General features: G+C 49.1%; 9 protein-coding genes. All 9 read left to right on the top strand.

Features of this window, described 5'->3' with window-relative positions; genetic code table 11:
* The first annotated feature begins 770 nt into the window (after positions 1 to 770).
* The 9 genes from C4520_04210 (at position 771) to C4520_04170 (ending at position 14,787) form a co-directional block, all read left to right on the top strand.
* Positions 771 to 4,289 (top strand): DUF3883 domain-containing protein, encoded by a 3,519-nt coding sequence (locus tag C4520_04210; GenBank protein RJP24374.1) that lies wholly within the window; start codon positions 771 to 773, stop codon positions 4,287 to 4,289.
* 34 nt (positions 4,290 to 4,323) lie between these two features.
* Positions 4,324 to 5,454, top strand: coding sequence for a hypothetical protein (locus tag C4520_04205; GenBank protein RJP24373.1), 1,131 nt, complete (start codon positions 4,324 to 4,326; stop codon positions 5,452 to 5,454).
* A complete protein-coding gene (locus tag C4520_04200; GenBank protein ID RJP24372.1) occupies positions 5,454 to 6,065 on the top strand; it encodes a hypothetical protein in 612 nt (203 codons plus the stop codon). The genes C4520_04205 and C4520_04200 overlap by 1 nt, the downstream gene beginning before the upstream one ends.
* Positions 6,066 to 6,078: 13 nt before the next feature.
* Positions 6,079 to 6,552, top strand: a complete 474-nt coding sequence (locus C4520_04195; protein RJP24371.1) for a hypothetical protein — start codon at positions 6,079 to 6,081, stop codon at positions 6,550 to 6,552.
* Positions 6,545 to 9,265 carry a DUF1156 domain-containing protein gene (locus tag C4520_04190; GenBank protein ID RJP24370.1) on the top strand — a complete coding sequence of 907 codons (2,721 nt, stop codon included), beginning with the start codon at positions 6,545 to 6,547 and terminating at the stop codon, positions 9,263 to 9,265. The genes C4520_04195 and C4520_04190 overlap by 8 nt, the downstream gene beginning before the upstream one ends.
* A 36-nt stretch (positions 9,266 to 9,301) precedes the next feature.
* On the top strand, positions 9,302 to 12,616 hold the full coding sequence (locus tag C4520_04185; protein RJP24369.1) for an ATP-binding protein: 3,315 nt from the start codon (positions 9,302 to 9,304) through the stop codon (positions 12,614 to 12,616).
* Positions 12,617 to 12,655: 39 nt separating this feature from the next.
* Complete coding sequence (locus tag C4520_04180; protein RJP24368.1) at positions 12,656 to 13,102, top strand: hypothetical protein; 447 nt, start codon at positions 12,656 to 12,658, stop codon at positions 13,100 to 13,102.
* A gap of 463 nt (positions 13,103 to 13,565) precedes the next feature.
* Complete coding sequence (locus C4520_04175; protein ID RJP24367.1) at positions 13,566 to 14,126, top strand: gamma-glutamylcyclotransferase; 561 nt, start codon at positions 13,566 to 13,568, stop codon at positions 14,124 to 14,126.
* Positions 14,092 to 14,787 carry a hypothetical protein gene (locus C4520_04170; GenBank protein ID RJP24366.1) on the top strand — a complete coding sequence of 232 codons (696 nt, stop codon included), beginning with the start codon at positions 14,092 to 14,094 and terminating at the stop codon, positions 14,785 to 14,787. Before C4520_04175 ends, C4520_04170 begins: the two co-directional genes overlap by 35 nt.
* The last annotated feature ends 134 nt before the right edge of the window (positions 14,788 to 14,921 follow it).

The raw sequence follows: 14,921 nt of genomic DNA, 5'->3' as shown, positions 1-14,921 counted from the left end.
CGGTTCCGGGTGATATTCTGTCGCGTACATTTCGGATTGGACTTCCCCGTGACCGGTCGCGAGGTTCCGCGTCGATCGTTTTTTTGCTACAGCTCCTTTTGTTGGTTCGTAGAACGTGGCCGCGTTCAGTTGCCGACCAGCCAGGCGGCCGGCCTTATCCAGACCGGCCAAACTTTCTGGTGTCGACAAGGTCATTGAACCATACTGGCGACGCCCGGTCAACGACATAGTTGTTAAAAAGATGTCATTAAAGACGGAAGATGATGGGAACCACGGGTTTTCACGGATTAGAAAAGCAGACAACAGTCCACAGAAAGACTCTTCCTATCCGCGGATTCCGCGGATTTACTCAGATTGAATGAAACACGGATTTTCACGAATTATCACGAATTGGAAGACGAGTAAGATACTCTTGAACAGGAGGAAACGGAGGGAACAGAGAGGTCTTGAGACATTGGGTTTTGGGCTCGCAGGGAGTTGAAGAAACTGAGGTTTGGTACCTTCGGCGGGTGAAGACAAGCTTTCACGGATTGGAAGAGGGGCTTTGTTTGTCAATTCTGTAAAATGTGTCTGATCCCAGTTTCTCCCTCAGTCTTCGGTCTCCAGACTGTCTAAATTATTGACTCCCGCTGCCTTTTCTGGTTTAATAATGAGCTGTTGGGGAGAAGATAGGAGCAATGGGACGTTTCTGTAGCTCGATCCCGCCTGTTCTTCTTTCTATTTTACGTCCTGGGCCCGTTCCCATAGCCACAGGATAGACCAAGAACAGCATGGCGAAGCTTGAAGACCTAAAAAGAGGCGCATCGGTCAAAGGAATCCTGCCGGACGGCCTTGTCACTATAATTGATGTGAAGTGGCACGGCTCTGCTGTCGTGGAGGTGACATATAAAGATGCTTCAGGACGCCCGGCAAACGAATTGCTATATCGGGATCAGGAATCATCTCTTGAAATAGTCACTCAAGGTACTCCTTTCAGCTTTGACAGCGATGGCGCACATTTTCGACTTGCGTCAGAAGCCCGCAGAATCAGTCTGGCGCACTTGTTTGACCCTCTTCTGGCCATACACACATCCATTGTTGAACCATTGCCCCATCAGATAACTGCCGTATACGAAGCTATGCTTCCCCGGCAACCCCTCCGATTTCTTCTTGCAGATGATCCGGGCGCGGGCAAGACCATTATGGCCGGACTTCTCATCAAGGAACTGATAATTCGGGGCGACCTTCATCGCTGTTTGATATGCTGTCCTGGAAATCTTGCCGAACAATGGCAGGACGAACTTGATTCGAAGTTCCATCTGCCATTCGAGATCGTCGATCGGGCTACCATTGAAGCATCGCGCACGGGCAATCCGTACGGAGAAAAGAATCTGGTTGTCAGCCGCCTCGATCTTATGAGCCGGAGTGATGACATTATCGCCAAACTGAATCAGACGGATTGGGACGTAATTGTTGTGGATGAAGCTCATAAGATGCACGCGTCCTTCTTCAGTGGTGAAATAAAAGAAACGAAGCGGTACAAACTCGGTCGTGTCCTCGGAAGACTGTCTCGCCATTTCCTGCTCATGACTGCGACTCCGCATAATGGTAAAGAAGAAGATTTCCAGTTATTCATGGCGCTGCTGGACGCGGATCGATTCGAAGGCAGGTTTCGTGATGGAGTACATTCAGCGAATGCTTCAGACCTCATGCGCCGAGTCACTAAAGAGGGCCTTCTGAAATTTGACGGCAAACCTCTTTTTCCCGAGCGTTGGGCGAATACGGTTTCTTATAAGCTCTCGGACTTGGAAGCAAAGCTCTATTTCGCGGTTACAGAGTATGTCCGAGATGAAATGAATCGTGCTGACCGCTTGGCGGCAGAAGGTGAAGGACGCCGGAAAAACCTTGTTGGCTTTGCTTTGACCATTCTTCAACGTCGACTAGCTTCTTCTCCCGAGGCAATCCTTCAGTCCCTACGGCGTCGTCGAGAGAGGTTAGAGAAACGCTTGCGAGAAGAAAAGATTGTAAAACGCGGTTCCGAGCTCCCTCTGGATACGACCCGGGAATTGCCAAACATCACCGAGGACGATATTCACGATCTCGACGATGCTCCCGACGCAGAGGTTGAAACTACCGAGGAGGCGGTTGTTGATCAAGCGTCCGCCGCTCGAACCATTGCTGAACTTGAAGCGGAAATTGCCACTCTGAAGCATCTCGAGGATTTGGCGCTGAAAGTGCGCAAAAGCCAGTTAGATAAGAAATGGGAGGAACTTTCCAGGCTTCTGCAGAACAATTCGGAGATGTTCGATGCCCAGGGATATAGGCGTAAGCTCATCCTCTTTACGGAACATCGCGACACGTTGAATTATCTATCAGACCGCCTTGCGGGGTTGCTGGGTCGTCCTGAAGCAATTGTGTCTATCCACGGTGGGATGGGCCGTGAGGAACGCAGGAATACCCAAGAGAAATTTACTCAGGACAAGGATGTGCAAATCCTGGTAGCGACAGATGCGGCAGGTGAGGGAATAAACCTGCAGAGGGCGCATCTGATGGTTAATTACGACCTGCCATGGAACCCAAACCGAATTGAGCAGCGCTTTGGTCGAATCCACCGCATCGGTCAGACGGAGGTTTGCCATCTGTGGAACCTGGTTGCAGAGGAAACACGGGAGGGTGAGGTTTATCATCGACTCCTAAAAAAAATAGATGAGCAGAGGAAGGCGTTGGGGGGGAGAGTTTTTGATGTTCTTGGGAAGCTCTTTCAGGACAAGCCGCTTCGGGACCTTCTCATTGAGGCGATTCGCTATGGTGAACAGCCGGAAGTGCGCGAGAAACTCTTCCGTGTGGTAGACCAGGTTGTGGACCGCAGCCGCCTAGAGCAGTTGTTGGCAGATTGTGCGTTGTCGCGGGAATGTCTGGATGCCGCGGCCGTTCGTCGTATCAAAGAGGACATGGAGCGAGCCGATGCTCGGCGATTGCAGCCTCATTTTATAGCCTCTTTCTTTATTGAAGCTTTTCGCCTTTTGGGCGGGACAATTCGCGAACGAGAGCCCCGTCGATATGAGATCACTCATGTGCCCGCAACCATTCGGAACCGGGATCGGCAGATAGGAACAGGGGCGCCTGTTCTTACCCGTTACGAACGAATCACCTTTCATAAGGAAGAGATAAGCGTTCCCGGGAAGCCGCTGGCCGCCTTTGTTTGTCCGGGACATCCGCTCCTGGATTCCACAATAGATATCATCCTCGAAAGATACCGCGACCTGTTGCGTAGAGGTTCGATTCTCGTTGATGAGAAAGAAACAGGCGACGAAGACGTGCGTGCTCTTTTTTACATTGAACATTCAATACAGGACGGCCGCTCAGACCGTCAGGGAAATCGTCGCATTGCATCGCGCCAATTGCAGTTTGTCGAAATGCAGCCGCACGGCCGTACCCGGATGGCCGGCTATGCGCCTTATCTTGATTACCGTCCCGCCACTGAAGAAGAACAAAGGCTGCTCAGATCAAACATCGCTGATTCCTGGCTCAAGGAAAACGTGGAAGATAAAGCAGTTTCCTTTGCCATAGAACATCTCGTTCAAAAGCACCTTGGCGAAGTGAAGCGGTTTCGCGAGGAACTAATTGCAAAAACTATGGCCGCAGTGAAAGACCGCCTCACGAAGGAAATCAACTACTGGGACCATCGAGCCGAAGAGTTGAAGGCCCAGGAAAATGTCGGAAAGTCAAACTCGAGAATCAATTCCGGCAAGGCGCGTGAGCGCGCTAACGAACTGGAGGCCCGGCTAAAGAAGCGCATGGACGATTTGGAGCAGGAACGGCGGCTTTCGCCATTGCCTCCGGTCGTAATTGGTGGAGCTTTAATCGCCCCAATCAATCTCCTGCGGAGCCTGAAAGGCGAAATCGACACGCAGCCAGCTATATTCGCTAAAGAAACGGCACGTATCGAACAGATCGCGATGCAGGCAGTAATCACCAAAGAGCACCAGCTTGGCCGCTATCCCCGCGACGTAAGCGACCAGAATCTGGGATATGACGTGGAATCAGCAATACCTGATACTGGAAAACTGCTTTTCATTGAAGTAAAGGGTCGCGCCAGCGGCGCAGCTACAGTCACTATCTCCAAAAACGAGATTCTGACGGCCCTTAATAAGCCTGATGATTTCCTTCTTGCTATTGTCGAAGTTGAAGGAGCAAGGGCAAATGCGCCTGTATATGTCAGTCAACCATTTCAGAAAGAGCCAGATTTTGGCGTAACCAGTGTGAACTACAATCTAAAAGAACTACTTCGACGTGGGCAGGTACGCTGATAGTTTATAATATACATAAAAAGGGGAAAAAACTATGGCTTCTCCTATAAAGTTAGAAAATCTGGAAATCCGCCAGTTTCGAACGTTTGACCATCTGGTCGTGGAACGCCTCGGACAGGTGAATCTTTTTGTCGGGAAAAACAATGTCGGCAAGTCAACGATTCTTGAAGCTCTTTGGCTTTATGCCAATTTGGGCTCCCCGAGAATACTCCGGGAGATATTACAAGCGCATGACGAAGCAATCGAGTATCCTCAGGGCGAATGCGGAATTCGAGGTGGTGGAGAACCATCGGTCTGTTCTCTCTTTCACGACCGTCCAAAAATCGGTCAATTTGATTCCACGATTGAAATTGGTCCAATTAATGCGCCGGATAGCAGTCTTAGAATTACTATTGCACGTGTCCATCGCAAGAAAGCCGCTGCAGAACAGTCAGTCTCTTCGGCAGAAGGACCAACAGAATTCCATGACCTTTACGAGGAAGATATTCCGGCCCTGATTGTTAAAATTGGTTCTTTGCAGCGGATGATGATGCTCGACGAGGACTTTGAAGTTCACGCTCGGCGATGGGAACTCCAGCCCCGCTCAATGTTGGAACTGACTATTAATTCAGTCTTCGTTGGTCCAAATGGGCTCGCCCCGAGGGAGATGGAGAATCTCTGGCGGCAAGTGGTACTTACAGAACTCGAGCGGGATGTTATCGATTCAATGCGGATTATATCACCAGAGGTGGACGATTTCGCAGTGCTAAGTACAAATTCCTCAGGTTATCCTACTGTCCGCCTTAAAACGGAGAGATCGGCCACCCCCGTTCCATTGCGAAGCCTTGGTGATGGTATGAATCGACTTTTTGGAATCGGAATGGCTCTAGTGAATTCACAGAACGGAATTTTGCTGGTGGATGAGATCGAAAATGGGCTTCATTTTTCCATACTCCCATCTCTTTGGAAGTATATTCTGAAAGTTGCCCGTCGCTTGAATGTGCAGGTATTTGCCAGTTCCCATAGCTATGAATGCATAAAGGCGTTTTATGCGGCTGCGCGGGAAGATACTTCAATTGACGGGGTTTTAAATCGGGTCGAGTTTGTGAACGATGAATACAGATCAGCTGTTTTCGATGAAGACCGTCTGAATACTGTTCTGGGTGAAAATATAGAGATAAGATAATGGCAAACAGACTGATTTTTGAAGGTGTAAATGATCGCCATGTGGTGAGAAATCTTCTTATTCAGTATAATCTTGGCTACCTTTTCGACTATAAAGATAAACAAGGATTTACGAACCTCTGTGATACATTGGGCGAGGAATTGCAGGCAACTGACCTTCAAAACCTTGGTATAATCATTGATGCGGATGAAGACTGTAAAAGGAATTGGCAAAAGGTGCTACACATAGTGGCTGATCAATATCCGTTCATTCAAGCTCCGGTTGCCCCCGTAGGAGAGGGAACAATTATTGATGTCGCAGAAGATAAAAGAGTAGGAATCTGGGTAATGCCCGATAACAGAGAAAGAGGAAAGGTCGAGGATTTCGTAGCGGATCTTATACCGCAAGGAGATGTCCTCTGGCCGCGGGCAAAGAATGACGTCAGTGAAATACCAGACGACCATAGGCTATTTAAACCAACATATTTGCCGAAAGCGGAAATCCATACGTGGCTAGCCTGGCAAGAAGAGCCCGGCACTCGTATGGGCGAAGCTTTAACAAAGAAATATCTTCTTCATGATTGTCCCGCTGCCATTGCTTTCGTTAACTGGGCGCGTCGTTTGCTGAGTTAAAGAGGAAATTTTGATGACTGTTGAGGAACTGGCGCGGCTCCAGCAAAAACAGGCCGGCCAAGCTCTCTATTCTCTTTTCATGAAATGCCGCCGCCGATTTCTGCGTTCTGCAGAATTACTTTGTATCAGAAGTGAATCCATAGGTAAGCTGCAGGATTTGGAAGCTACAGATATGACGCCTTTGGTCTCAGTTTGGGAAGCAATATGCGGACGCTATTTAGCCGAAAGGTATACGCCGCAATTGCCTCTATTCCAAGATCATGACACCGAAACACGGGAAGACTGGGAAAAATTCATAAATCTGGAGATGTTCCCGCGTTTAGTCAATGAAGATGAAGTCGTTAGAAATATTCTTCGCGCCATGGGCGGCTTGCCCTGCAAATCCCCTAGAGGAGCCGCCTCAGCGGTATGTTCATATATAGATGAAATGGTTTTGCCTGGAGTGCCGCCACTATGGGCGCCCGAGGAGGCATTAACGAATGACTGATACTTTCTCGAAAAAGCTTATTGAAGTAGCGCTACCGCTTGCGGCAATCAATGAAGGATCAAAGCCGGAAACGGAAAATCCATTTCTTAAAGGCCACCCGCGGGCCATTCACAACTGGTGGGCACGGACTCCGCTCTCCGTATCACGCGCTATCCTGTTCGCCCAACTCATTGATGACCCTGGCAATGGTCTTGAAACCGAAGAAGCTCAACGGGCACGTAGAGAGCTTCTTGATTTTGTCGCTAAATTAGCAACTTGGGAGGCAACTACTGACGAGAAACTTATAGAAAAGGCAAGAGAAATAATCCTCAAACAGTTCAAGGGTAAGGCACCCGAATTTTGGGATATGTTTGCTGGACGAGCAAGTATTCCACTTGAAGCTCAGCGACTTGGCCTTAAAGTCACGAGCAGTGACCTGAATCCTGTGGCAGTCACTATCCAGCGGGGACTTCTTGAGTTTCCATCAACCTTTTCCGGAAGCCCGCCGGTCCATCCGCAAAATGATCAAAATCTTCTTCACAGCACTGTCTGGAAAGGTGCTACTGGCCTTGCTGATGACATTCGCTGGTACGGGAAGTGGGTCTGCCAGGAAGCCCAGAAGCGATTGTCGAAACTCTACCCCAAAGGGCCGGATGGCAATGTTGTAGTTGCCTGGCTTTGGACGAGGACAGTGCCAAGTCCTGATCCATCGCGCAATGGCGCCGCGGTTCCTTTGGTTAGATCGTTCAAACTTGCCGGGAAAAAACGACACGTATGGGTGTTCCCGAAGGTTAATCGAAAGGGAAACAATTTCGAGTTTGATATCGCCAATGGGATAGTCCCCGAGGTCAAAGGAACCGTTTCCCGCAAAGGCGCGACCTGCCTTCTGAGTAAGAATCCTATGCCATTTCCTTATGTGCGCAAACAAGCGAAGCAGGGAAATATGGGAACCAGATTAATGGCAATTGTTACAGAGGGTAACCGAGGAAAATTCTACCATGCGCCCAGTGATCAGCATATTTCAGCCGCAAGGCAAGCATCTCCAAAGTGGCGACCTGATTGTGAGATGCCGAAGAAACACCGGAATTTTCAACCTCCTGTCTATGGCATGGAGAATATTGGTGATTTGTTCACTCCAAGGCAACTGGTTGCACTTGACATACTTTGCGACATAATTCTCGATGCTCGAAAACACATCCTGGAACACGCGAAAGGGAATACTGCTTACGCCGAGGCAGTAACCTTTTACCTGGCATGCGCGCTCTCTCGAATGACAGATTACCATAGTAATCTAACGACATGGAACCCAACAAATGAGAACGTGAGCCACCTGTTTCAACGTCAAGCGATTCCTATGGCTTGGGATTTTTGCGAGGCGAATCCCATTGAGGGAAAGCTGGCTTATGATGCTGTGGCTGGATGGGTTGCTTCTTCGCTTGAATCTCTTCCAACCGAGGCTCATCCCGCTAGAGTAAAACAAGCCGATGCCCGGCAAGAAACTCCTTCTTTTGGCAGCGCACCTGTAGTTTCCACCGACCCTCCTTACTACGACAACATAAGCTATGCTGACCTTGCTGACTTCTTTTATGTCTGGCTGCGGCGGATATTGAAGAGTATAGATCCACATACATTTGCAACTCTCTTAACTCCTAAAGGTCCTGAGCTTATCGCCTCTCCCACACGTCACGGTTCATTAGAACTTGCTGAAAAGCACTTTCGGCATGGATTCCAAAATGTATTTGCTGAAATTTTGCAGACTGCTGAGCCGTCAATCCCCTGCACGATATACTACGCGTTTAAGCAGGAGGAAGAGGAAGAAAGTAGTGAATCTCCGGAGGGAGGCAACCGTGTTTCAACTGGTTGGGAGACCATGCTTGAGGGTCTTGTTGAGGCAGGTTTCCAAATTACTGGAACCTGGCCAGTTCGGACAACAAAAAAAGCACGAGCGGTAGCGAAAGATGCCAACGCATTGGCTTCGGCCATAGTCCTTGTCGCTAGGAAGCGCTCTCTCGAAGCTCCTCATTGTAGTCGCCGGGAGCTACTTAATGAACTTAAACGTAAACTACCATCGGCGCTCAAGCATCTCCAACAGGGGAATGTGGCACCAGTGGACCTTGCTCAAGCCTCGATTGGACCTGGCATGGCCATATTTTCTCAATATTCCAAAGTTATAGAGTCAAGAGGAAGGATGACTGTTCGAACAGCACTCTCCCTTATAAATCAAACGCTTGACGAAGTGCTTTCCGAACAAGAAGCAGAATTTGATACGGATACTCGATGGTGTCTCGCATGGTTCGAACAGCATGGAATGAAAGAGGGTCTTTACGGGGATGCAGAGACTCTTTCGAAAGCAAAGAACACAGCCGTGAACGGGCTCGTGGAGGCGGGGGTGGTTTTCTCCCGTGGAGGAAAGGTTCGGCTGTTGGATCGGAACGAACTGCCAGAAGATTGGGACCCTGCGAAGGATAAACGTTTGACCGTATGGGAGATAACTCAACATCTAATATATTCTCTCGAAAAATCCGGTGAGAGTGGCGCAGCCGAGCTCCTTAGCAAGCTCGGTAGTGGTGCGGGCGAGGCAGCCAGAGAATTATCTTACCGCCTGTTCCAAATTTGCGAGAAGAATAGTTGGTCGAAGGAAGCTTTGTCGTACAATGGCCTTGTGGTCGCCTGGCCGGAAATTGTAAAACTCGCGACTACAGCCAGACCGACTGAACAAGGTAAGCTCATCTGATATGATCGATAGTCGCTATTAATTTGGAGCGAGACAGTGGCAAAGACAAATCGTGATCGGATTGGTGAAGGACTTGAACTCCTCAACAAGGGGCTTGCGCCTTTTGTGGAACGAGAAATGAAGGTTTTTCATAAGGGGAAATGGGAACAGATTGAGACGCAGTATTTCGGCGATAAAAAGCAAAACCGGAACGATCCGCAAATAACTCTTACCATGATGTGGGACCATTGGAATAATGTTTTCAAAAAGACCTTAGGACATGCGGAGAGAAGCCTTATAAGCGAAGTCAGAGACATCCGGAACAGGTGGGCGCACATGGAGGCATTCAGCACCGATGACGCTTACCGCGCACTCGATACCATTGGGCGTCTTCTGAATGCTGTTTCCGCACCTGAGGCGGCAAAGCTGGAAAAACAGAAAATGGAACTCCTACGCCTCCGTTTTGAGGAACAGCGGCGCTATGATGCTCGCCGGGCGGCAGTTGCGCCGGTTGAAGGTCGTCCCGCAACTAATTTGAAGCCATGGCGGGAAGTTGTGACTCCACATCCGGATGTAGCATCGGGTGGTTATCAGCAGGCGGAATTTGCTGCAGACCTCTGGCAGGTTTACCTGAAAGAAGGTTCGGATGAGTATAAAGACCCGACCGAATTTTTTCGGCGTACCTTTCTTACAGAGGGATTGAAACACTTGCTGACGCGGGCGGTCCAGCGTCTCACAGGCAAAGGCGGCGATCCAGTCGTTGAATTACAGACAAACTTCGGCGGCGGCAAGACGCATTCAATGCTGGCGCTTTATCATCTTTTCTCTGGCGTCTCGGCGGCGGATTTGGCCGGTATTGAAGATCTGCTGAAGGACATTGATAGCAAAATTCCCCGTAAAATCCACCGGGCCGTCATTGTGGGCACAAGGTTGTCCCCAGGCAAAGCTCATAAGAAACCTGACGGAACTACGATCAGGACTATGTGGGGAGAAATCGCTTGGCAACTCGGCGGGAAAGAGGCGTATGGAATTGTTAAAGAGGCAGATGAAACAGCAACAAATCCGGGTGACTCACTTCGGGAACTCTTTAATCAGTATTCGCCGTGCCTGATTCTCATAGATGAGTGGGTGGCCTTTGCGCGCCAACTCCATGACAATGGAGGCTTGCCGGCGGGAACATTTGATACACAGTTTACCTTTGCTCAGGCCCTGACGGAAAGCGCCAAGGCAGCCAAGCAGACTCTCGTGGTCGTAAGTATTCCAGCATCCGAAAGCCCCAGTCCACGTGATGGTCGAGCAGTCGTTTCAGATATTGAAGTTGGTGGAGAGCGCGGGCGCATTGCCCTGACAAGATTGAAGAATGCAATTGGCCGGGTGGAAGCTTCCTGGCGCCCTGCGAGTCCGGATGAGGGATTTGAGATAGTGCGTCGCCGGTTATTCCAGCCGATAACGGAACCATCAAAGTTCATTGATCTTGATCAGGTCGCGCGCGCTTATGTCGACATGTATGCCGGACAGCAACAAGAGTTTCCCTCTGAATGCAGGGAAGCCAGCTACGAGCGACGTATCAAGATGGCATATCCAATTCATCCAGAGCTTTTTGATCGTCTCTATAACGATTGGTCTACATTGGACAAGTTTCAGCGTACTCGTGGAGTCCTCCGTCTCATGGCTGCTGTCATACATTCCCTCTGGGAACGACAGGATAATAATCTTCTGATTATGCCGGCAAATGTGCCCGTGGAGGATCCGCGAGTCCAGTTCGAACTTACTCGCTACCTTGAGGATCAGTGGGTGCCGGTTATAGAAAAAGACGTGGATGGGCAGCTTTCGCTACCGCTTACGCTTGATCGGGAAAATCCGAATCTTGGCCGTTATTCAGCTTGCAGGCGCGTCGCACGAACTATCTACATGGGTTCCGCTCCCGTACAGCGGGCCGCCAATCGGGGTATTGATGACCGGCAAGTGAAGCTTGGATGCGTGCAGGCAGGCGAGAGCGCGGCGATTTTCGGGGATGCTCTCAGGCGACTCACTGACCGAGCAACATATCTTTACGTCGACGGAAGAAGATACTGGTACTCTACTCAACCGACAGTCGCCAAGCTTGCGCAGGACCGTGCTACTCAAGTACGCGATGATGATGTATACGATGAGATCAGCCGCCGTCTTCGCAATGCCGCCAGATCGCGCGGAGAATTTGGAAAAGTCCATGCTTGTGCCTTGAGTGGCGATATACCTGATGAGCGAGAAACCAGACTTGTGATATTGAGCCCGGAACGTCCGCACACAGCGAAAGAGAAGGCCAGTCCTGCTCTTGAGACGAGCAGTGATGTACTCAATTCCCGCGGCACCAGTCCCCGAACGTACCGAAACACTTTGGTTTTTCTCGCAGCTGATAGCAGTCGACTTCGCGATCTGGAACAAGCGGTTCGGCAGTATATAGCCTGGAAATCGATCTGGGAAGATCGAGAAACCCTGAACCTCGATTCATTTCAGACTAGACAAGCTGAAACAAAGTCGAGAGGCGCAGACGAGACAGTGGACGCCCGAATTCCTGAGGCATATCAGTGGCTTCTGGTACCGAGTCAGCCCGACCCCAAGGGCTCACTTGAATGGCTTGAAATTCGACAGCAGGGCCACGAGGCTTTAGCTGTTCGGGCTTCAAAGAAACTGAAGAACGACGAACTGCTGATGGTGCAGTTGGGTGGTGCCCGTCTCCGCCACGAATTGGACCGCGTCCCCCTTTGGAGGGGGGATAATGTGGGAGTAAGACAACTGGCAGAGGACTTTGCCACTTATCTCTACTTGCCACGTCTGGCAGATGATGAGGTACTACTTTTGGCCATTCGCGACGGAGTCTCACTGTTAACATGGCAGTCGGAGACATTCGCTTACGCTGAGAGATGGGACGAGCAAAGAAAGAGATATGTTGGGCTTCAGACCGGACCTGGTGTTCGTGTTCTGCCCGATGGGCAGAGTCTGATTGTAAAGCCTGATGTTGCGGCAGCTCAAATGGAGGCGGAATCGGCAGAAGCGCGAACAACTACCACAGTGAGTGAAAGGCTTGGCGAAAGTGGACCGGGTGGCGAATCTGGAGGAGATTCTACAGGTACCACAACTGTCGAGCCACCTCCACAATATCGGCGGTTTCATGGCTCAGCATCTCTCGATCCTAACAGACTAAGCCGGGACGCCAGCCGAATCGCCGAGGAAGTGGTTCAGCATCTGACTAGTTTGCTCGGCTCCAACGTAGAAGTGAATTTGGAAATACACGCCGATGTTCCCGACGGCGTACCCGATGACACCATCCGGACTGTTACGGAAAACTGCCGCGCCCTGAAGTTCAAGAGTCATGGTTTTGAGCAAGAATGAGAAAAGTATTATAGTATTCTTTACGCAAAGATAGGAAGAATGGCAAATACCAGTCTGACCTTTGGGAAGGTTCAAGAATTTTTGGCGGTAGCTGAATTGTTACGCAGAAGGTTTAAGGTATATCTTACGCTTGTTGATGACTCGGGTATAGATTGTGTGCTTCGCCTGAAATCTGGTTGTTATGTGGATGTGCAGATAAAAGCTCGATCAAGGAACGCGAAATATCCTTACACGTTTGCTGGATTAAAATTTGCACCAAGGTCAGATTTGTTTTTTATTTTTTATACGGAAATTAATAATCAGATAGCCATCATTCCTTCACGCACTCTCGCTAGATTAGCTTCCCGCAACAAAAGCGGCGAAAACGAAGGGACACGGACTTTCACACTTCCCAAACGGACAGAGGGACGGAAATTTCTAACGTATTCCAGATTCATCGGTGATAATGGTTTTAATTTGATACGAGAATACTCAAAGAAACATTAGCTCACCAATACAAATCTCGAGACCTCGGCCGGAGTGAGGACATTTATTAACAAGCCCCCTCTCATCAAGAGAATCCTTGGTCCAGCGTCACCTATTCCACATTTTAGGGTAAGCAACAGAGGGAAAAAAAGGGCCAGGTCTGCGCATTTGAAAAGAAAGGAGACTTTGAGCACTCGCGAAGTTATCTTAAATCTCTGGTATGTTCAGGATGAAGGGGGGACTTGGGGTCAGATTGACAGGGAAGGCAGACTGTAGTCCGGCGTCCTTGGTCCTCAGGTAGTGGAGAGTATCCTTCTCTGCCGCAAGAACTCAATGGCCTGGCGAGAAAGTCGATCTGACGATCTGGGAAACGGGAATTTTCCGTAGTGGGAGGGGTTACAGATTAAAACCGAATTGAAGGATATAAAGCTCCTGTCCATCTGGATATCACATTATATTTCGAGAGAATAGGAGATATATATTCATGCTCTACTTCGCTTACGGTTCCAACATGTGCCTTGAAAGGCTTTGGAAGAGATGTCCCTCCTGCGAGTTCGAGTCAACCGCAAAGCTAATCGGTCACTCTCTTCGCTTCAATAAGAGGAGTACCGATAAATCCGGAAAGTGTACTGCTTTCTTCACAGGTAATCCGGGGGATTTCGTTTTTGGGGCGGTATATGAAATTTTGCCTTCGGAAAAACCTCAATTAGATAAAGCAGAGGGAGTTGGCTCTGGATATATCGAGCATCCAATTACTGTCCGCTCTGGAGACAAGACATTCAAGACCTTCACTTATTTGGCCGATCCGGAGTATGTGGAAGACAACCTTTCGCCGTACGACTGGTATAAGGAATTCGTCCTGCAGGGCGCGAAATCTATTAGTCTCCCCGAAGAGTATATTGCAGCCATTGCATCGGTCAATGCTCGCCAAGATCCCAACAAATCACGCGCAGATAAGAACTGGGCGATTTTGAAGAATAGTGTGATTGGCAGGACAAGGGGGGAAAGAAATGAAGCTTCAGTATTTAGGAGATTCCAAGGATAGCTTCAAGTGGGATTACCATGACTTCCTTGTACAGGAATTACAGCTTCCAATCCTGAACATAGTATTGATGCTGACACCTGATGACAGAAGCAATGATGGGAAGACTTTACCAACCAAATTCCCTGCAAGACAACCTGTAATCGATTTTTGCAAGGAGATTCGGCAAGAATATCTTCGATGTAAACAGGAATTTGATATTTCTATCCTGGAATCTTTGCCTAGTAGGACAACAGCCAACTATAGTCTAGGTATTCACAAAAAAGAAAGCGGATTTTTCAGCAATGGTATAAGGAACCAATACTTCTCCGGTTTTTCAACGGCAGATGACCAGTTGCTTCTTTTAGATCCGGATACTGGCTTTGAACCAAGAAACTCCAGCAAAAAGCATGTCTTATATTCCGATATTAGCTCTATTTGTAATCAGATATCAGAGAAATCAGTTATCTCTGTTTTTCAGCATTCTCGGCGCCAGTGCTTTACCGACCATTTCGCAGATATCAAACAGCGTCTGGATTCCAGGTTCGTGACTGCCATCTATTGGCGGGATTTGATGTTTGTAGCGATGGCAAAATCGCAGGGTTTGATAGGACAGGTCAGAGAAGCGAACGAAAAATATTTAAGGGATGGAGAGAAACGGGGTCAGGTTCACGCAATCAATTAAAAGGGGGAATTGCGGGCGCTTGGGGTCAGACCTAAACGGCGTGTTGCCCAAATGCATTTTTTGCTTGACATCTCCACAAGGTTGTAGTATTATGATACTCAATAATAGTTACTGATACTATAACTCATTTCGTG

It is taken from the genome of Candidatus Abyssobacteria bacterium SURF_5, from assembly GCA_003598085.1.
Taxonomy (GTDB): domain Bacteria; phylum Abyssobacteria; class SURF-5; order SURF-5; family SURF-5; genus SURF-5.
The sequence above is the reverse complement of the archived record's forward strand: the minus strand, read 5'-3'. Positions and strand labels throughout refer to the sequence as shown.